Below are 19,927 nucleotides of genomic sequence, written 5' to 3'. Positions count from 1 at the left end.
TCTTAGCAGAGCCGTGGTGCCGCCGCCAGACGCTTAGCATGTTCAACGTGCAAGCAATGTGTTAGCGCTGTCTCGTTTGCTTTTCTTAAACGGTTTTCGACATGCGCGCGGCTCAGACGCCCCCATCTTTGATCACGTTGATCTTTGCCACGGCGCTATCCGTGCTATCGCTGAATATGTTCCTGCCTTCCTTGGCTCATATGAGTGAAGACTTCGGGGTGGACTATGGGCTCGTGAATCTTTCGGTCGCTGGATACCTCGCGGTTTCCGCTGTGTTGCAGTTGATTATGGGGCCGCTATCGGATCGCTACGGGCGCCGGCCTGTTTTGTTGATCTGCATGGCTGTCTTTGCGATTGCTTCTTTGGGATGTGCGCTATCAGAAACGATCTGGCCGTTTCTTGGGTTTCGTCTGTTGCAAGCATCCGTAGTCGCTGGATCGGTGCTGTCCAGTGCCTCGATCCGAGATCGGTACTCTTCGAACGAAGCCGCCAGTAAGTTGGGCTATGTTGCAATGGCTATGGCTCTGGCTCCGATGCTCGGACCGATGTTGGGCGGCGCATTGGATATGGCTTTTGGCTGGCGCTCCGGGTTTGTTCTCTACTCGGTGCTGGGGGCAGGGCTCTTGGCGCTATTGTGGTTCGATATGGGCGAAACCAATAGGGACAGGTCCTCGACCTTTGCCGCGCAATTTCGAGAGTACCCGCACCTGTTTCGAGCTCGCAGGTTTTGGGGATATGCCTTGTGTGCAGCCTTCTCGATCGGAGGGTTCTACAGCTTCATCACAGGTGCGCCGCTTGTTGCCGCTGCTTGGTTCGATCTAAGCCCGGCGATGCTAGGTTTGGGTATCGGCATCATCACCGGCGGCTTCATGGTTGGTAACTTTGTGACCGGCAGGATCGCGGCGCGCACTCGGCTGACGACAATGATCCTGATGGGGCGGATCGTCGCTTCGTCCGGGCCATTTTTGGGGTTGGTTTTGTTTGTTACCGGCTTTGGAAGTGTGTGGGTTTTCTTTGGGGCGGCCATTTGTGTTGGGTTTGGCAATGGTCTGACCAACGCCAACGCATCGGCCGGGGTTATGTCGGTAAGACCTAAACTGGCAGGCAGCGCCGCCGGATTGTCCGGAGCGTTGGTCGTGGCATTGGGGGCCATCTTGACCTCGATGACGGGTGCCTTGGTCAGCCCTGAAAACGCTCCGTACGTGGTTCTGAGTATGATGTGCGCAAGCAGTTTCGTCGGTTTGCTCGCCGTATTGTATGTTCAGCGTGTCGACCGTTTGGACCCGCTGCCTGACACAATCTGAACAGCAAAGAGCAGGGCAGGGCATCATAACACTTTTCATGAGCCACAGACCATGTTAGGCGGCGCGCGATGGATTTCGGCGCGGACCCCGCGCCACATTGTAAGGAGAGGCCGACATGGCACTGGAACGCACATTCTCGATCATCAAACCCGATGCAACCCGCCGCAACCTGACTGGCAAAATCAATGCCAAATTTGAAGAAGCTGGCCTGCGCATTGTTGCGCAAAAGCGCATCCACATGACCAAAGAGCAAGCCGGCAAGTTTTACGAAGTACACGCCGAGCGTCCGTTCTATGACGAACTGTGCGAATTCATGTCGTCGGCTCCGGTTGTTGTTCAGGTTCTGGAAGGCGAAGGCGCCATTGCAAAGAACCGTGAAGTCATGGGCGCAACCAACCCTGCAGACGCGGCCGCCGGCACCATCCGTGCCGAGTTCGCTGAATCGGTTGGCGAAAACTCGGTCCACGGTTCAGACGCTCCTGAAACCGCAGCGGTCGAAATCGCATACTTCTTCTCGGGTATCGAACTGGTCGGCTAATTTGCCATCAGATTGAATCTTTGGGCCGCTCCCGGAAACGGGGGTGGCCTTTTTTATACGAGCTTGAGGTCGTCAGCGGACACTCGTACGCCAACTGCATCCAGCTCCGAGACCATCTGAGTTTCAGGTGTAGCGCTGACACTGGCTTTGATTGCGTCGAACCTTTGGCGCAGGGCCTTTTTTTCTTCGCCCTTGCAATCGTTCCACGGTCGCCCCTGAAGCCCCATCACCAAAACATAGTATCCAATGAAATGCGGGCGTGATCCGTATTGGAGCAGTTTGGCATATGCCGCATCCGGCCCCAACTCGCGTAACTGCTGAGCCGAGTGGATTCCGGCCCGCGCGCACGCTTGTTCAAATGCAGGGCCGAGGTTGCGGATCGATGAAACAGGATCGGACATAGGAAACTCTTACTGAGGCCTTAGGGCGATGTCATCAGGTTGTTTTTTGAACATGACCAGATAACTCTTACCCTGCGAAAATTTAAATCAGGCTTGCCAGATTGTCGGGCATGCGCTCACATAACAACATGCTGTCATGAGGTTGCCGATGTCTAAGAACAAGGAAGCCGCGGAAGAGCCTTGCAAGGGCAAAAAAAGCGTGTTGCTCGGACTGGATTGCAACGTACTGAAAGCCATGAGAATTAGAGCGCCCGTTGTGAGAGCGCGTATTCTGAAGACAATCGATGTGCTGGTTGGTGAAGGCCTAGGAATACCCAAGCAGGGGTGTTGTTGATGGCACGAAAGCATGAGTTCTTCTGTGTGCCAGGCAAGTTCGATTGGGAAGGGTTTGGCTCAAACCTTAAAGGCTTGAGGCCACAGCCCCTGACGCGGACTTCCGCGCAGCCTTTTGATCTGTTGGATTGTCATGACCAGTCGTTAAGGGCTGAGGGACGCCTTTTGATCGAAACAATGGGCTCATTGCATTTGGTGCAGAGACAAGGGGAGACCCTTACTCAAGCCTGTGCTGGGAAAGGAAAGTTTGTAGCCGATCTTCCAGCGGGCCCAGTTCGAACTGCGTTGCAAGGGTTTCCGAAGTTGCGCGCATTGATGAGCCTAGGCACCGGCATGATCGAAACCGGCACGCTCGTGGTTTTGGACGACCTGCAAAAGACGCAGGTACGCGGTTTGTTTCTGTCTATGGCGACTAAAGAAGGGCATGCCACTCTTCTAAGTTTTGAGCCGATGCGCGGTTATGATCGTGCCTTCAAAGCCGTTTGTTCGGCGCTAGGTGATATGAGGTGCGATCTAAACGGTGCTGAAACGGTTTTTGAAAGCCTGTATCCCGGTAGTGTTCCGTACAATGCCAAGCCCGAAGTCGTCCTTAGCACCAAGGAGCCCTCGATAGAGGTCGCGACAGATATTATTGGCACCTATATTTCCGTCGCACGTCAGAATGAAGCGGGTGTAATCGCTGATATCGACACAGAGTTTCTACATGACTACCGCGTCTCGTTACGCCGTGTCCGCTCCGTACTCAGCCTTTTTAAAGGCGTGTTTTCATCGGAACAAACTGCAGTGCTAAAGCGCGAGTTTTCTGACCTGATGGCGCCCACGGGGCGTGTCCGCGATTTGGATGTTTACCTTCTAGAAAAAGATAATTTTTTCAAATTAATACCACCCAACCTTCATCAAGGCGCTGAGGCTATGTTCGCGCAGTTTTCGCAGGAGCGAACTCAGGGATTAGTCGCTTTATCCAAACGATTTCGAAGCCAGACATACAATAAACAGATGAACGAGTTGGCGGCGTTGTTTGAAGATGCCCAAAAGTTAGAACCCGGCCCAAATGCGGATCGGGGGGCATATGGGTATGCCTGCGCACTCATCTGGAAGCGCTACCGAAAGGTCTGCAAGTTGGCGCGCGCTATTACCCCGGAAACGCCTGACGAGACGATCCATGAGTTGCGTATAGACTGCAAAAAGCTGCGGTACTTGATGGAGTTCTTTGGTCCGCTTTTTGATAAACGCGACTTTAAAACGCTCATTAAGCCTCTGAAAAAGCTTCAGGATAACTTAGGGCTGTTTAACGATTGTTCTGTTCAGCAAGAAGCGCTGATGGACTTCGTCGCGACCCAAAGCAACGCGCAAGGTCGGGCCAATGCTCAGTTGGCAATGGCCGTCGGTGGGATGATCGCGGTGCTCGACCAACGTCAGAAAGCTGAACGGGAGAGGGTGATCGCCAATTTCCAGCATTTTGACAGCCCGAAAATACAAAAACTGTTCCGGACACTGTTCCACCGCAAGGAGGATTGAGTATTGAAGATCATTGCCTGCTACAGCAACAAAGGCGGTGTTGGAAAAACCGCGACATCGGTCAATCTTGCTTATGCCTATGCGCAGGCAGGTTACACAGTGTTGCTTTGTGATCTTGATCCCCAGGGCGCGTCTGGCTTTTACCTGCGCGTAAAACCGTCAAAGAAGCTGAAAGACGAGCGGTTTTTTGAGGACGTAGAACGCTTTACAGACTCGATTAGGGCCAGCGATTTCGACAGGTTTGACGTTTTGCCTGCAAACCTGACCTTCCGCGACTTTGATGTGTTCCTGTCGCGTATGCGCAATAAACGCTCGCGGTTAAAAAAGGCTCTGACAACAGCCGGCAATGACTACGATGTAATTGTTCTGGACTGCCCTCCGAACTTCTCGACTCTATCCGAGAACATTTTCAAGGCCGCAGATCAGATCGTCGTGCCTGTCATTCCAACAACTCTGTCTGAGCGCACGTTTGATCAGCTTGTTAGTTTTTTCGATAAGCAGGGTTTGCCAAAAAAGAAGATCAAGGCGTTTTTCTCAATGGTGCAGCGTAGAAAGACCTTGCATCAGGACACTATGGACAAGATGCGAAAACTATATCGCAAGCGGTTCTTAAATACTGAGGTTCCGTTCGCCGCAGATGTTGAACGAATGGGCCAGAACCGCGCACCGGTTAGTATTTACGCCGCACGAAGCGCCGCAGCAGCGTCCTATCAGGCGTTGTATGATGAACTGGAAAACGGAGTGGTTTCAAATAAATGAGCACCGAAATTGAACGAAAGTTTCTGGTCACTGAACTTCCGGATCTAGGAAACACAGTCAAAGCAGTTGTTCGTCAGGGGTATCTTACAGCACCGGATGACTCCACGGAATTGCGACTTCGCCAGAAAGACGAAAAGTTCTTTCTAACGCTCAAAGGAAGCGGCGAGTTGGTGCGGGTTGAGCGCGAAGCTGAGATTTCGGCTGAACAGTTCGAGACCTTTTGGCCAGAAACAAATGGGCGTCGGGTTGAGAAAGAGCGTTACACCGGAAAGCTGTCCGATGGACGCGTATTTGAGTTGGACATTTTCTTGGGCGACTTGGCACCGCTGCGGCTGGTTGAAGTAGAGTTTGACAGCGAAGCTGAAGCACAAGGATACGAGCCTCCAGAATGGTTCGGTGCGGATGTAACTTCTGATAAACGCTATAAAAACAAAACGATGGCGATTGACGGGGTGCCCACTTAGGGCTTACGGGCAAGCTTGATTGTGACCTCTAACCCGGGATCGCAGTTGCGTGCCTCAAAGTCGCCGCCGTGCATACGTGAAATCGCTGCGACCAACGCTAGACCGAGACCAGCGTTGCGTTCGGTGCGTGCTGGATCGAGTGTGACAAAGGGCATCTGCAATCGCGAAAGATCTTCCTCCGGGACACCGGGGCCGCAGTCCCGGACACTCAGGTAAGTGTAGGGGCCGTCCTCGGATAGGGTAATTGTGATCGCAGTATCACTCGGCGCATAGCGCATCGCGTTTTCCAGCAGGTTAGACAACGCCTGAGAGAGCAGGGGGCGATGGCCCGGGATTGCGTTGGCAGCTCCGGTGACCTCGATCTGGATATTTTGATCAGCGGCGACGGGATCGTACAATTCAGCCACATCGGCCACCAACTGCTGTAGGTCAACGGGTTCGAATTGCTCGCGCCCGACACCTGCCTCAGCCCGGGAAATCTCGGTAAGTTGGCCAAGTACGCGTAGCACGTGATCAATCTCGGTAGTCGCTCTGGCGACATCGATCTCACGCTCTTGTTCGGTCTTTGCGGGGTCAGACAGGGCCTCAACCCTTTGTTTCAGCCGAGAAAGAGGCGAGCGCAGATCATGCGCGATTGAGTTAGAGGTTGTGCGAAGATTGCTGACCAGTTCTTCGATGCGATCCAGCATAGTGTTTAGCGTACTTGCGACCTGATCAAACTCGTCTCCGGTTCCACGGAGAGGCATGCGTCGGGACAAGTCACCCGAAACGATGTTTTCCGCAGTGCTGGCGATGTCAGAAAGGCGTGAAAACACCAATCTGGTGAACAGCCAGCCAGTCAGCACACTCAGAACCAACGCAATCCCAAGTGCAATACCAACGGACCTCAACAAAACACGGTCGAATTGTTGGCGCGCCAGCGCATCGCGTCCCACCAACAAGCGCTCACCTCCAGGCAACCGAACAGACGCGGCGGAAATTGGCACAAGTTGGTCATTGTCAGCGCGGCGGAGTTCGAGGTCGACCCATCCGCTACCGGCCGTAACGCCTTCGGGCCATTGCTTGAGGTTTCCTGTCAATTTCGCACCGAAGCGGTCAGTTAGAAGGTACAATGCGTCCCGTTCCGAGGCCGTAGGAATGCGCCGCTCGATTGCGGTTATGAGGCCGATCAAACCTCTACGCTCATATTCATCGGCCAAGCCCGTCAGCTCTGCCGAAACAACAGATCGAGTCTCGCCTTCGATGCTGCGATTGGCTGTGACATAAACCAGAGCCAGCACCGTTGCCGTCAGCAATGTGCTAAGGACCATGCTGGCTAAAACGAGGCGAGTTCTGGAATTGTTGAACGAAAGTCGCAGGTTATCCATCAGATATCATGTAACCGGCCCCACGGATGGTCTCAATCAGCGGGGGCGCGCCGCCTTCGTCCAACTGACGCCGTAGTTTTGAGATGTGGACGTCGACCACATTTGTATTTGGGTCAAAGTGGTAGTCCCAAACACCCTCCAGCAGCATAGTGCGTGAAACCACACGGTTCTTACGGCGCAGGAAGAATTCAAGTATTTGAAACTCGCGCGGGGTAAGGGTGATCTCGTGCCCATTGCGGGTGACCTTGCGGGTCAACAAATCCATTTCAAGGTCGCGACATGACAGGGTTGGGCATTCCTCAGCCTCTTGCGGGCGCCGCAGTAAAGCCTCGATACGGGCATGCAATTCTTGGAATGAAAACGGCTTAACCAGATAGTCGTCTGCGCCAGCACGAAGCCCTTTGACGCGCTCGTCAACGGCACTCATGGCGGTAAGCATCAGAACCGGCGTTTGCAAACCTGCTGCACGCATTGACTTTATCAGGGACAGGCCATCCAACTCTGGCAGCATCCGGTCCAGAACGACTGCATCAAATCCGCCATCGGTCGCATGATAGAGGCCTTCGCGACCATCAGCGGCTTGCTCGACAACATAACCTTCTTCGCCAAAACCCTTGGCGATGAATTCCCGGGTGTCTTCGTCATCTTCGACGATCAGCAGGCGACGGCTCATAATGCGAGTTCCTTTCTAACGGGATTTAAACACAAATTTGCGGCAAAGCACATGGTTTGACTAAATAATCTGCCGGGTGCGGAGAAGCGCACCCGGCAGTCCCGGCGGTTTGCGGACAATTCAAACCCGCCGAGGAGGCGCCCGCCAGATTTCCCCATCACGTGGCGCGCGCAGGTGTCAGATCAAGCGATTTCCACCGCCACAAAGATCTGGTTTCCACCGCGATTGATCAGCACAAGAGCCGGATCGGTCTTTTCGCTGTCGAGTGCGGCTTTCAGTGCATCGGGTGTCGCGGTTTCCTGGCCGCCAAGCTTAACGATCACATCGCCGCGCTGAAGGCCGGCTTTTGCGGCAGGGCTATCTGGCTTGAGGTCAGTAACCACAACGCCGTCGACATTCTCGCCCACACCCACCTGAGCACGGTTGGTTTCGTTCAGCGGAGCTACAGTGACACCTAAAGCAGTACCCGAAATTGTTTCGTCTACCGATTTGTCGATCTCTGCCGAGGCGCTTTGGTGTTGGCCGATAGTCAGCTCTAACTGCTGTTCCTTGCCATCACGCAAAACGGTCAAAACACTGTCGGAGCCAACTTTCGTTGTGCCGACAAGGATTGGCAGATCACTGCTGGAGTCTACGGCTTCGTTGTTGAAGGTCAGAATTACATCACCTTGTTCAAGGACGCCCTCAGCCGGGCTTCCCGCGACAACGTCTGAAACTAACGCACCACTTGACGCATCGATGCCCATTGCTGCCGCTATTTCGGGGCTGACGTTCTGGATAGACACACCCAGCCAGCCGCGGCTGACTTGGCCATCATCCCGCAGGTCGGCCGCGATGTGTTCGACGATGTTGGAAGTCACCGCAAAACCGAGACCTACGGAGCCACCAGTCGGCGAGTAAATCGCTGAATTAACACCAACAACTTCACCTTCCATGTTGAACAGCGGACCACCTGAGTTGCCTTTGTTTATGGCTGCATCTGTCTGAATAAATTCAGCATAAGGCCCCTCTGAGATGTTACGCCCTTTGGCCGAGACGATCCCAGTGGTAACGGTTGAATGCAGGCCGAATGGGTTACCAATGGCGACCACGTCCTCGCCGACGCGGATAACATCGCTGTCACCGAGCTCTACTGCCTGAAGGTTCTCACCGGCGTCGATCTTGAGAACCGCGATGTCGGTCAGTGGGTCTGTGCCGATGATCTCAGCGTCAAAGCTACGATTGTCATTCAGGCGTACGGTAACGGTCGACGCGTTGTCTACAACATGATGGTTAGTGACGATGTAGCCTGCTTCGTCCAACACAAATCCCGAACCCAAACCTTGTGCAGGTCCACGTTGTGGCGCGTTGAAACCCTCGGGGGCTCCGAAACGCTTAAAGAACTCGCCAAAAGGATGTCCTTCAAAATCGAATTCCTGACCGCGAGCGGGCACTGGCGCCGCAGTCTGCTCTGCGATGATAGTGACGACTGACGGCGAAACGTTTTCAACTAGGTCGGCCAATGCCTCATCAGCCATCGAGGGCAGGGCGGTTGTCGCCAGCATCGCGGCACTCAAGGTGCCAATGCCGAGCCAGCCAGTTGTCCCGGGAAGAAGAGAGGATTTGCGGATGCTCATTTTTGTCTCCTATTTATTCCACGCGATTGCGTCCGCGCGTTGAAGCAGGAGATGCGGTATCAGTCTGGGTGTTTCCTGAGTGATTTGTTAAGAAATCTTAATTTTGCCATAAAGGCTCGGTTCTATGCGCCCAAGCTTGGGGCGGGAATCGGAGGATTTGCGCGAATCATGCGTCACGAATCGGAGGATTGTTGCCGATCTGGACGTCAAACCCTGAAAAGAGTTGAATTGAATCATTTTCGTTAACAAATCGATCGCGGATCTGGTTGAAATTTCCTCATTCATCTTATGGTTGTTTTCGGACCGTGATGCGACCGTTCCTTTGGTCAATAAATGTTGACTTGAAGGTTCGCGTGTTCATTGTTTTTGTACAAAACGCTGGCTTTCACAAGTTCATTAAAATGCATACCTCACCTTAGGGTTGAATTGGTGCGTAATAATTGTTGCGGAAAAACCATTCTGATACCCGCAAAATTAACCGTTCTCTCTAATTTTACGTTGTTTGAAGGCGCTGGATCGGTGACGATGAAAGAGCCCAAGCGAGGGGGAGCCGATGGCACTAGGGGGTGCCAAAGGCTTGTCACAGTCACTGGAAGCGCTGAGCGGCATGTTAACGAGGGGGTCTTGTTTAGGTTCGGCAGCGGAATAGCCATTTTGCCATTAGGCATTTCTGGCCGCGTTTCTAGGATTGATGAAAAGTGGTAGTCCTGTTTTGGGCAACCGGCCCGGTCTTAATCGACCGGGCCGTGTTCTTTTCAGCGTTCTAGTTTCGCTTTCCATGCGGCCCAATCTTCGGGCGTATCAAGGTCTAGTAGAGCGTTGTTCGAAGGCAAGTTGTGCAGGTGCACTTTGTTCAAATTTGAGCGCACCACACTTTGTGCGCCTTCGTCGCCGGATAAACTGCTGAGTTGGCCAAATAGCCTGCGATCAAACACTACTGGATGCCCAGGTTTGCCGGATTCGGTTGCACCGCGCCAGATCCAACTGTTCGGGTTGGCGTGCACAGCGTTCAAAACAGCCGCAAGATCATCCGCGGTGATATTGGGTAAGTCGGCCAGCAAAACCATGACCGCACGGGAATCTGTTGGAATCTGAGCTAAGGCTCCACGCAAGCTCGCGTTGATCCCTTCGTCAGCGTTCGCGATTTCAATCTTAGAGAGATCCAGCCCCTCTAATGCGTCGTAGCGCGGGTGCGGAAAGGGAGGTAGCGCAACAAATACCGACCCGGCCTTAAGTGCAATTGTTGCCGAACGACGCAGCAAGGGTACACCGTCCACGGTTTGCATCAACTTATCCGTACCGCCCATGCGGCTGGATTGTCCGGCGGCCAGCAGAATGATGGGAATCTGTGTCATGGCGCCACTTTGCCGCCGGATTGGGCGCAAGTCATCCCCGCATACGCGCGCCATCCGCGTCGAACAAAGGCTTTGAAATAACGCGGGCTTTTCTCATCTGGCCGAGAATTTCGATCTCGACTTCCAACCCTTCAGTTGCCCGGCCTGCTGGCAGAAAACCCATTGCGATGGATTTCTCGGCATGGTGCGAGTATCCGCCTGACGTACAGAATCCAGCAACTTCGCCATCTAGCCATATCGGTTCATAAGCGTTGACGTCAGCATCGTCGGCATCGACTTCAAAGGCTACCAGTGTGCGCGTTGGTCCTTCGGAACGTTCCAGTTCGACGGCCGAGCGGCCAATGAAGTCAGTGTCTTTGGAGAAGGAAATAAAGCGGTCCAGACCAGTATCCGCCGCTGTGTAATCCGGTGAAAACTCGCGCATCCAAGAGCCAAAGAACTTATCCAGCCGAAGGCTCATCATGGCGCGCATGCCAAATGGCATCATACCGTGTTTCTGACCTGCGTTCCAAAGCGTCCACCAAAGTTGCCTTTGCGCCATTGGATCGCAATAGATCTCATACCCAAGATCTCCGGTATAGCTGACGCGCTGCACAATGCAGTCGGTCATGCCAACAGTCATAAGTCGCACGTCGAGGAACCGCAGGTTCGAGACATCGTCGCGGGTACAGGCAGACAGCACCTCCGCCGCCTTTGGACCTGCGATCTGAAAACCATTCATCTGGTCGCTGATGTTCTCGATGGTCACGCCGTCCTGTTGGTGCTGCAAGAACCAGCGCATATGGAACGCCTGAGCTCCGTAAGATGCGGTCAGTTGGAATTCGCTCTTTCTCAGGCATGAGACGGTGAAATCCCCGATCAGCTTACCTTTGGGCGACAGCATCGGCGTCAAGGATACCCGCCCGGGCTGCGGGATGCGCCCGGCCATGATCCGATCCAGCCAAGCGCGCGCATTGGGACCCGTGATGCGGTACTTTCCGAAATTGTGGACTTCGTTGATACCGACGCCGTTGCGAACACCGCGCACCTCGCGAGCTGTCGCCGCGAACGCGTCAGATCGGCGGAATGATGGTGTTTCGTATCCGGGCTCGCCGTCTTGCGCGAAATAGTTCGGCACCTCCAACCCGTACTGCTGACCCCATACCGCGCCGAGATCGCTGAAGATGTCGTACATCGGAGTCGTGCGGTTAGGGCGCGCAGCGGGCAGTTCCTCATTGGGGTAGGCGACACTGAACCGTTTTTGATAGTTCTCGATTACTTTCGGTCTGGTGTAACCTGGGCTGATCCAGTCGCCGAACCGTGCCACATCCATAGCAAACACGTCGCGTTCGGGTTCACCTTCGATCATCCATTGCGCCAGCGTCAGACCAACGCCGCCGCCTTGGCTGAATCCGGCCATGACACCGCAGGCAGACCAATAGTTGCGCACACCTGGCACAGGGCCGACCAGAGGGTTCCCGTCCGGCGCAAAGGTGAAAGGTCCGTGTATCACCGATTTCACTCCGGCTTCGGCCAGAACTGGAAACCGTTTATAGGCAAATTCAATGCTATCCGTGATCTTGTCGAAATCGTCGGGCAGCAACTCATGACCGAACTCCCACGAAGTTCCGTCCACCGCCCAAGGTTTGCAGGGTTGTTCATAAAACCCAATGCATAGGCCCCGACCTTCCTGACGCAGGTAGCTCTCACCAGCTGGGTCCATGACGTGAGGGTGCTCGCCACCGGCGTCAATGATCGCTTCGATCTGCGGGATCGAGTCCGTCACCAGATACTGGTGTTCCATAGGGTGTAGGGGGAAATAGATACCGGCCATCGCGCCGACTTCACGCGCCCATAGACCACCTGCGTTGACGACGTGTTCTGCGTGAACCGTGCCTTTATCGGTCACCACATCCCAAGTGCCATCGGGACGTTGGAGCGTTTCGCGTACCATACAATGTGTTTCGATCGTCGCTCCGCCCATTCTGGCAGCCTTGGCATAGGCATGAGTGGTACCCGATGGATCAAGGTGTCCGTCCAGGGGGTCGTATAGTGCGCCGATGATCCCGTCGGTGTTGGTGATTGGGGCGATTTTCTTTATCTCGTCCGGGCCAACAATTTCGGTCTCTAAGCCCATGAAGCGATGCTTCGCGCGCTCGGCCAAGAGCATGTCAAACCGATCCTGATTATCCGCTAGCGTCACACCGCCAACATGATGCAAGCCGCAGGACATGCCGGTGATTTCCTCTAGCTCTTTGTAGAGACGGATCGTGTACCCCTGCAAAGCAGCCATATTCGTGTCGCCATTCAGGGTGTGAAACCCTCCGGCTGCGTGCCAGGTCGATCCGCTTGTTAACTCCGAACGCTCGAGCAGCATGACGTCGGACCACCCCAGTTTCGTCAGATGGTACAGAACCGAGCACCCGACGACACCGCCGCCAATTACTGCTACCTGTGTTGTGCTCTTCATGGATCTGCCTCCCATCCGATTTGAACGAAGACTGCAAGTGCAGAGCGGGGCGTACTGTCTCGTTCACGACATTGCTTGTCGCAGATTGCAGATCAGAGCGGGCGGATCTTCAGTTCAGTAATTCGGTTTCCATCGCGCGAAGTGACTTCGAAGCGAAATCCGTGGAACGAAAACACCTGGCCGACCACTGGGATCATCTGAGCCTCGTGAATGACTAGCCCTGCGATAGTGTTGGCTTCTTCGTCGGGCAAAGACCAATCCATCGCACGGTTGGCATCTCGGATCGTCATCGCACCTTCAACCAGAAATTGGCCGTCTTCTGTGCGTGTCACCGGTACGTCTTCGTCTATGTCGAACTCGTCGGCAATTTCCCCGACGATTTCCTCGAGAATATCCTCAAGTGTTATCAGACCTCGCAACGAGCCGTATTCGTCAACCACCAGAGCAAAGTGGCTGTGCATACGCAGGAACTCACGCATTTGGTCGTCCAGCGTCGTGGTTTCAGGCACGAAGTAGGGATCGTTCGCCACCTTCGAGATGTCGAACTCTTTGAGGCGATTGGTGTCATCTTCGCTCGAACCTGCGTGCGCGTACATGGCTCGGAACAGGTCTTTGGCGTGTACAACGCCCACGATGTTTTCTGGTTCATCCCGGAACACTGGCAAGCGAGTGTGTGGGCTTTTCAGACATTGCTGAAGAATATCTTCGGGCGCATCGTCAGCGTCGATCATCTCGATATTCGAACGGTGAAGCATGATCTCTTCAACTGTACGGTCGCCAAGATCAAGCGCGCCCAAAATCCGGTCGCGGTCTTCTTTCTCGACCACGCCCTCGGAGTGGCCCAGATGCAGAGCACCTGCGATTTCCTCGCGTACGGCAAGGATGTTGCTGTCAGGGTCGATTTGAACGCCGAACAGGCGCAGAACGCCGCGCACCAGCAGGCGTACCGCCGCAACCATGGGCGAGAAAACTGTTACCACAACGCTGATGATCGGCGCGACGGCGGCGGCAGCTTTTTCCGCGTTGGTGATAGCGTAAGTTTTGGGCAGAACCTCGGCAAAGATCAGAACCAGAAGGGTCATTACCAGAGTCGCAAGCGCCACGCCGCTCTCGCCGAAAAGCCTTGTGAACAGCGCTGTCGCTAGCGAGGCTGCGAGGATGTTCACGAGGTTATTGCCCAGCAGGACCGAGCCGATCAGCCGCTCATTGTCATCGGTGATATCCAGCGCCTTTTGCGCTCCGCGCGACCCCTTGTCGGCCTGCGCCCGCAACTTGCCGCGCGAAGAGGCAGTCAATGCCGTTTCAGAACCCGAGAAAAAGCCCGACAGGACAAGCAAAAGCAGAATGGCGCCTGTGGTAAACCAGAATGCGCCGTCGATCAGAGAAGAAGAGGGTTCCATCGGTCCTTGGTTATTCGTGTAGCTGCATCCGTTATGGGGGCGCGGTGCCGCCGGATCAAGGGGTTAGCCCTCGCCTTGTTGTTCTTTGGCCAGAGGATGATGCTCTAACACCAGTTCTGCCAGCCTCTCGTCTAAAACATGAGTATAAATTTCTGTGGTCGCGACGTCAGCGTGGCCCAGCAAGGTCTGGATCGAGCGCAGGTCAGCTCCGTTTGCCAATAGATGCGTGGCAAAGGCGTGGCGCAAAGTATGTGGGGTTACTTTTTCTGGTGAAATCCCACCCTGAACAGCCAGTTCTTTCACGAGCAGAAAGAACATATGGCGTGTGAGATGTCCGGATTTTCCGCGCGAGGGGAACAGATACTTGGATCTCTGACCACCATTTGCAACCAACGCATCTTCGTTCTCATCCCGAACCGAGAGCCAAGCGGCCAGCGCGTCGCGAGCCGGTGGAGAAAGAGGGACCATGCGCTCTTTGCCGCCTTTGCCCAGCACCAATAGCATCCGTGGATCCCCTCGAGCAGAGGAGACAGGCAGTGATACGAGTTCGGTGACCCGCATTCCCGTGGCGTATAGCACTTCCATCAGGCATGCGTTACGCACGCGGTCAGACTCTGTGCGCCCTGTCTGGCGGGCAGCTTGCAGCAATCGATCTACTTCGGGCACGTCCAGCGTTTTCGGAAGGCGTTTATGGCGACCCGGTCCTTTGATCTGTATGGCAGGGTTGGTTTCGCGCCATCCTTCTTCGAATGCGAAACGGTAGACCTGTTTGATCGCAGATAGCCTGCGCGCCCGGGTAGAACGCGACAGTCCCTGCGCATCGCAATCGACTAGATACGCTTCTATCTGGTCCCGGTCTGCGTCGGAGAACCCGGTTTTGCGCCGCTCGAGCCAAGAAGCAAAATCTTTCAGGTCGCGACCGTACGCCAATAACGTATTTGTTGCGGCCCCCAGTTCGGCTGCTTGGGCCTGTAAAAAAGTGGAAATCCACAGTTCTTGTGAGGCCGGAGCTGTCATGGTCAATTATCCTGAAGGATAAGCAGGTTCAGTGCCGCTCGGCGCGCAGTATCCTCAAGGCCAACGCGGCGAAGCGTGGCGATGGCGGCTGTCAGATCAACCAGATTGCCACGTGCTCCGTGTGCGAACAGCTGCATCGTTTCAAGAATGGCTTCTCCAAGCTGTCCGCTTGACAGCATCACATCGATGTCCGCAGGGATCGGAGCCGCCCAAGCAAAACCTTCTGCTACTGCGTCTGCCAGGGGGGAGGGGCTGCGTGCACGCCCGGGATCGCCTTGCGCCAATGCTGCTAGGAACAAAGTGTCCTGAGACTGGTTTGGCGGCAAAAGGGCAGCGGTTTCGTAACGCTCAGACAACAATAGGATGCGCCAACGCAGCTCTTCTGCAGATTGTTCATCCAATGTGATCTGGGAAAGGCGTTCCGCGAACAGCTCTGCAAATGGTACTTCTAACCCGACACTTCGCATTTGCTCCCAAACCGCCGGCAGAGTTTTGGCAATAGCGTCAGTGTTCCCCGATTCAAGCGCCTCTTCGAACTTCTGAATTGCTGAAACCCTGTCCCAGACTGCACCAGAAGCCGCAGGCGCGCGTTCGGTGTATAAGCCCAGCAGTTGGTTCGGCGTCAACGCTCCGATCCGTGTAAGACGTTCAGCGGCCTCGACCTGAGCTTTCCAACCCGCGACATCACGTAAGTCGGCGTTTGCGAAAGCCCTTGGAAGAGGGGTTGAAGGCAGACGTTCACCAATTGCTTCGAACAGGCGGAAACTCAGTGGATCCGGATCATCGGGTTGTGGAAGGTACTCGGCGTCTTCGAAAAGTTCAGGGCTAAGGAAGCGATCCAGTACGTCCAACTCTTCTTGAGAAAGAATTTGTAGGGCGTGGGCGGCCTCGAGTGTCAGCGCGGCTGAGGCCCAATCACCTCGACGAGCCTTGCAAAATATCTGCGCTGAGTAGTCTTGCGACAAGTGCGGTTGCGCGATCAGAGCGGTGCAGCTGCGGTCTTCATCCCCGGTCAGCAGGGTGGCGTCAAACCACCGCTTGAAGCGGGCTCGACTGTCAGTTGGGCCGGCCAATTGCACCAGCGATTGAACCGGATCAGCGGCCCCAAGTTGCATCAGCCGATCCAAGCGCGCCAACAAGAGTGCGTCTTGAGCACCTGGTTCGGCAGGAGCACGTGCTTCGGACAGCAAGAGAGTAAACAGCAGGCGCTGCATCGCTGGGTTATATCTTACAGGCACTTGCGCGATAAGTTGAGCCAGTCGGTCAGGGTCGCTGCTTTGCCACATGTCGATGGGCAACCCGGTAACAGACGATGAAACCAGACCAAGAGGGGGCGAGAGCGCCTCAAGCGGAGTAACCTCAACATCCGGTCTATTGCCGCTCTGCGAAACCGGTGGTTCAAGCAAAACCGTTCCCGGCAGGTTTTCCGGCGGGTTGTTCAACCAGTCGATGACAGAGAGTGGTTCCTGCTGTGCCTGCGCCGATCCGGCCAGAAACAGAGCGAACACTGCGGCCTTATTCGACATTCAGGATTACCGGCTCCCGAACTTCATCTTGCGGTGCCGAGAAGTCAGCGCCGAAGAATTCTCCTAAGTAGGCGTATGCCACCAGCCCGATAAAACACAGGCAAATCAAATATAACAGGAACTTAACAAGTCGGCCCATTGCTCAACGCTGCCCCAATTTTCTCTTTTGTCATAGTTATAGCTAGCATTTTCCGTAAGATCACGTCATTCACGGTTAAATGAGCGAAATTAAGCATAACACTGAAAGCTCGAACCCGGTCTCGGGCTTTGTCTTGCACAAAACAGTGGTTCTTGTCGGAATGATGGGAGCAGGAAAGACAGCTGTTGGGCGAGCATTGGCGGCACGACTCGCCGTTCCGTTCCTAGATAGCGATGCTGAGATCGAATCAGCGGCGAATATGACTATCCCTGAGATTTTTCAACGCGACGGAGAACCGTTTTTTCGGGCGAAGGAAACGCAAGTCATCGGTCGACTACTTGAGGAAGAAAAAGGCATCCTCTCGACCGGCGGCGGCGCCTTTCTGGCAGAGCAAAACCGTACGATGATTACCGAGCGAGGTGCATCTGTCTGGTTACGGGCCGATCTGGATGTGCTGTGGAACCGCGTTAAACACAAGGATACCCGTCCATTGCTGCGTACCTCCGATCCTCGTGCGACTTTGCGCGCCTTGTACGACGAGCGCGTGCCAGTTTATGCGCAGGCTGATCTGGTGGCGGATTCCGATGGCGAAACCTCGATCGAGAATATGGTGGACAGGGTGCTGGTGGCTTTGGCGACACGCCCCGATGTTTTGGAACGGAAATAAATGCATCAAACCGTACATGTAGAGCTGGGCGAACGCTCGTATGACGTAGAAATCGGCCCGGAGTTGCTAGCGGAATCCGGCGCTCGGATTGCGCCTTTACTGCACCGTCCGAAAGTAGCCGTTCTCACCGACGAGAATGTTGCAGCTTTGCATTTGGAGGCACTGAGTGACGGTTTAGCAAAATCGGGAATCGAAATGTCGGCGCTAGCGTTGCCCGCAGGTGAATCCACAAAGAGCTGGCCACATTTTGAGCGCGCGGTTGAATGGTTGCTGGCCGAAAAGGTCGAACGCCGCGATGTTGTCGTCGCTCTGGGTGGGGGTGTCATTGGCGATCTAGCTGGATTTGCCGCCGCAGTGTTGCGACGCGGTGTAAGGTTCGTTCAGATTCCAACATCTCTTTTGGCACAGGTCGATAGCTCGGTGGGGGGTAAGACCGGAATAAACGCACCTCAGGGCAAGAACCTCATTGGTGCATTTCATCAACCCTCGCTGGTTCTGGCCGACACTTCGGTGTTGGGTACGATGACCCAAAGGGATTTTTTGTCGGGCTACGGTGAAGTCGTCAAATACGGGCTGCTTGGGGACTCCGCGTTCTTTGAATGGCTTGAGGCAAACGGTCCTGACGTTTCTGGTGGGGAAATGGCTGCGCGGGTTCGCGCTGTGACGCGTTCGGTTCAGATGAAAGCAGACATCGTTGCCCGTGATGAGACCGAGCAGGGAGACCGGGCTTTGTTGAACCTTGGCCATACGTTCTGCCACGCGCTTGAGGCTGCCACTGGGTACTCAGACCGCCTGCTGCATGGTGAGGGTGTTGCCATCGGCTGCGCTTTGGCATTCGAGTTGTCGTCGCGCCTTGGGCTGTGTTCTCAAGAAGACCCAAGCAGAGTGCGAGCGCACCTGCGTGCTATGGGCATGAAAACCGACCTAGCCGACATTCCAGGAGAGTTACCCGGTGCCGGCGCGTTGGTCGATCTGATGGCGCAGGACAAAAAGGTTATCGACGGTCAACTTCGGTTTATTCTGGCGCGCGGGATCGGTCAGGCCTTCGTTACTTCGGACGTACCGCGTGAGGCCGTTTTGTCGGTGCTAGAAGACGCTTTGGCAACTGTTTGATCACCGCCCTCGGATCACCATTAACTCACCGATGTTTTCACGCGTGATGTAACCGACCATGTTTCCGGCTTTCGTACAAACTGCGATGGCCGGAGCCCCGTTGTGCAAACTGTCCAGAACAGTCTCAAGCCCTGTGGTCAATTCAACTGTCGGGATGTCGGTGACCATGATCGAGGTGGCCGGATCCGAACGTGGGCTGTCCTCGGCCAGGGCGGTGAATAACCGGTCTCGCGTTACAAAACCCAACAACGCCCCGTCCGCATCTGTCACGGGAAACTCGTGCTGTGTCGTATGAATGACGGCCTGAGCCGCAGTGGCCAATGTGTCTCCAGGGGACAAGGCGTGAAATTCAGTGATCATGGCGTCTCGGGCCAGAACCCGCCGAGCGATTGATCGAATAGCAACATCCTGACTTTCAGAAGTAGCGGCGATAAAAACAAACACAGCGATAAGAACAAGTATTGGGTTCCCTGAACTGAGCCCCCAGAAAACAAAGGCTACGGCAACGATCTGGCCGCAGATGGCTGCAAGTTTCGTGGCTTTTACTCGGTCCATCTTCAGGCAAAGCAAAGCGCGCAGTACTCTGCCGCCGTCCATTGGGAAGGCGGGGATCATGTTGAAAGCTGCCAACAGCAAATTCACATAGGCCAAACGGTTCCAAAGGCCGGGTCCAGTGGATTCAATTTGGGCCATCGTCTCAAGTGGCATTCCTGCCCCAAGAGCGACAAGGACAATCCAGATCACGATATTGACTGCCGGTCCGGCCAGGGCGACCCATACTTCTTGCATCGGTTTTTCAGGCATGCGTTCCAGGCGGGCGAGGCCGCCGATCGGCAAAAGAGTTATATCCGGAGTTTTTATTCCATATCGCCGCGCCATCAGCGCGTGGCCAAACTCATGTGCGACAACACACGCAAACAGCGCCAAAACAAAGATCAAGTTCTCAACTGCGGCAGGTACACCGCCGCTGGAGTAGGCCGCAAATCCGACCCATGCCAGCAATAGAAAAAATGTGACGTGAACCCTCAGTTCCGACCCGAGCAGCCGACCGAGTGAGAAGGACCATGTCATCGCGAAACTCCGTTTGTTTTGGCATAGTTGCGCCTGAAGTGCACACCGCTGTGCGAGCGTTCGTGAATGAGATCGCTTATTAGTATGTCGGGATTAAGTGTTTGTCAGCGTTTATATGTTGAGACTTAATCTAAAGCGGAATGGCTGCGTATCGACACTTTGCAGGCCGGTTTGTTCAAAGCCTGCGAAAATCGAGCTTGAAACGATGGACACGAAG

The 19,927-nt window shown here is 54.7% G+C and carries 17 protein-coding genes; 7 read left to right on the top strand and 10 right to left on the bottom strand.

The window, feature by feature from the left end:
* Nucleotides 1-101: 101 nt before the first annotated feature.
* On the top strand, nt 102-1,304 hold the full coding sequence (locus ACR0EO_RS04915) for a multidrug effflux MFS transporter (RefSeq protein WP_480687555.1): 1,203 nt from the start codon (nt 102-104) through the stop codon (nt 1,302-1,304).
* 115 nt (nt 1,305-1,419) lie between these two features.
* Nucleotides 1,420-1,842 carry a nucleoside-diphosphate kinase gene (gene ndk, locus ACR0EO_RS04910; RefSeq protein ID WP_155143779.1) on the top strand — a complete coding sequence of 141 codons (423 nt, stop codon included), beginning with the start codon at nt 1,420-1,422 and terminating at the stop codon, nt 1,840-1,842.
* A 53-nt stretch (nt 1,843-1,895) separates the two neighbouring features.
* Here the strand turns inward: ndk and ACR0EO_RS04905 are convergent, their stop codons facing one another.
* On the bottom strand, nt 1,896-2,243 hold the full coding sequence (locus ACR0EO_RS04905; RefSeq protein WP_480687553.1) for a TfoX/Sxy family protein: 348 nt from the start codon (nt 2,241-2,243) through the stop codon (nt 1,896-1,898).
* Between the two features lie 498 nt (nt 2,244-2,741).
* On the opposite strand from ACR0EO_RS04905, the gene ACR0EO_RS04900 reads away from it, so the two are divergent.
* From ACR0EO_RS04900 to ACR0EO_RS04890, 3 genes are read left to right on the top strand one after another with little or no spacing between them, the layout of a single operon-like run.
* A complete protein-coding gene (locus ACR0EO_RS04900; protein ID WP_480687551.1) occupies nt 2,742-4,094 on the top strand; it encodes a CHAD domain-containing protein in 1,353 nt (450 codons plus the stop codon).
* Between the two features lie 3 nt (nt 4,095-4,097).
* Nucleotides 4,098-4,853, top strand: coding sequence for a ParA family protein (locus tag ACR0EO_RS04895; protein ID WP_480687549.1), 756 nt, complete (start codon nt 4,098-4,100; stop codon nt 4,851-4,853).
* Nucleotides 4,850-5,317, top strand: a complete 468-nt coding sequence (locus ACR0EO_RS04890) for a CYTH domain-containing protein (protein WP_480687547.1) — start codon at nt 4,850-4,852, stop codon at nt 5,315-5,317. The genes ACR0EO_RS04895 and ACR0EO_RS04890 overlap by 4 nt, the downstream gene beginning before the upstream one ends.
* On the opposite strand, the gene ACR0EO_RS04885 is transcribed toward ACR0EO_RS04890, so the two are convergent.
* From ACR0EO_RS04885 to ACR0EO_RS04850, 8 genes are all read right to left on the bottom strand, one after another.
* A complete protein-coding gene (locus ACR0EO_RS04885) occupies nt 5,314-6,684 on the bottom strand; it encodes a sensor histidine kinase (RefSeq protein WP_480687545.1) in 1,371 nt (456 codons plus the stop codon). The two genes, ACR0EO_RS04890 and ACR0EO_RS04885, sit on opposite strands and share 4 nt — an antisense overlap.
* Nucleotides 6,677-7,357, bottom strand: coding sequence for a response regulator transcription factor (locus tag ACR0EO_RS04880; protein ID WP_480687543.1), 681 nt, complete (start codon nt 7,355-7,357; stop codon nt 6,677-6,679). Before ACR0EO_RS04880 ends, ACR0EO_RS04885 begins: the two co-directional genes overlap by 8 nt.
* A 182-nt stretch (nt 7,358-7,539) precedes the next feature.
* Nucleotides 7,540-8,973, bottom strand: coding sequence for a Do family serine endopeptidase (locus tag ACR0EO_RS04875; protein ID WP_480687541.1), 1,434 nt, complete (start codon nt 8,971-8,973; stop codon nt 7,540-7,542).
* A 755-nt stretch (nt 8,974-9,728) separates the two neighbouring features.
* Complete coding sequence (locus tag ACR0EO_RS04870; protein ID WP_480687539.1) at nt 9,729-10,328, bottom strand: nucleotidyltransferase family protein; 600 nt, start codon at nt 10,326-10,328, stop codon at nt 9,729-9,731.
* 31 nt (nt 10,329-10,359) lie between these two features.
* Nucleotides 10,360-12,777, bottom strand: coding sequence for a GcvT family protein (locus tag ACR0EO_RS04865; RefSeq protein WP_480687537.1), 2,418 nt, complete (start codon nt 12,775-12,777; stop codon nt 10,360-10,362).
* A 92-nt stretch (nt 12,778-12,869) separates the two neighbouring features.
* Entirely contained in the window at nt 12,870-14,177 is a 1,308-nt protein-coding gene (locus tag ACR0EO_RS04860) for an HlyC/CorC family transporter (protein WP_480687535.1), read from the bottom strand.
* Between the two features lie 63 nt (nt 14,178-14,240).
* On the bottom strand, nt 14,241-15,194 hold the full coding sequence (locus ACR0EO_RS04855) for a tyrosine recombinase (RefSeq protein ID WP_480687534.1): 954 nt from the start codon (nt 15,192-15,194) through the stop codon (nt 14,241-14,243).
* 2 nt (nt 15,195-15,196) lie between these two features.
* Nucleotides 15,197-16,720 (bottom strand): hypothetical protein, encoded by a 1,524-nt coding sequence (locus ACR0EO_RS04850; RefSeq protein ID WP_480687532.1) that lies wholly within the window; start codon nt 16,718-16,720, stop codon nt 15,197-15,199.
* Between the two features lie 218 nt (nt 16,721-16,938).
* On the opposite strand from ACR0EO_RS04850, the gene ACR0EO_RS04845 reads away from it, so the two are divergent.
* Together ACR0EO_RS04845 and aroB are read left to right on the top strand one after the other, a co-directional pair.
* Nucleotides 16,939-17,526, top strand: a complete 588-nt coding sequence (locus ACR0EO_RS04845; protein WP_480687530.1) for a shikimate kinase — start codon at nt 16,939-16,941, stop codon at nt 17,524-17,526.
* A complete protein-coding gene (gene aroB / locus ACR0EO_RS04840; protein ID WP_480687528.1) occupies nt 17,527-18,639 on the top strand; it encodes a 3-dehydroquinate synthase in 1,113 nt (370 codons plus the stop codon).
* Here aroB and ACR0EO_RS04835 read toward each other — a convergent pair whose 3' ends face one another.
* On the bottom strand, nt 18,640-19,710 hold the full coding sequence (locus tag ACR0EO_RS04835) for a site-2 protease family protein (protein WP_480687526.1): 1,071 nt from the start codon (nt 19,708-19,710) through the stop codon (nt 18,640-18,642).
* Between the last annotated feature and the right edge of the window lie 217 nt (nt 19,711-19,927).

It is taken from the genome of Ruegeria sp. BE9 (assembly GCF_056538765.1).
This window is presented reverse-complemented; position numbering and strand designations above follow the sequence as displayed.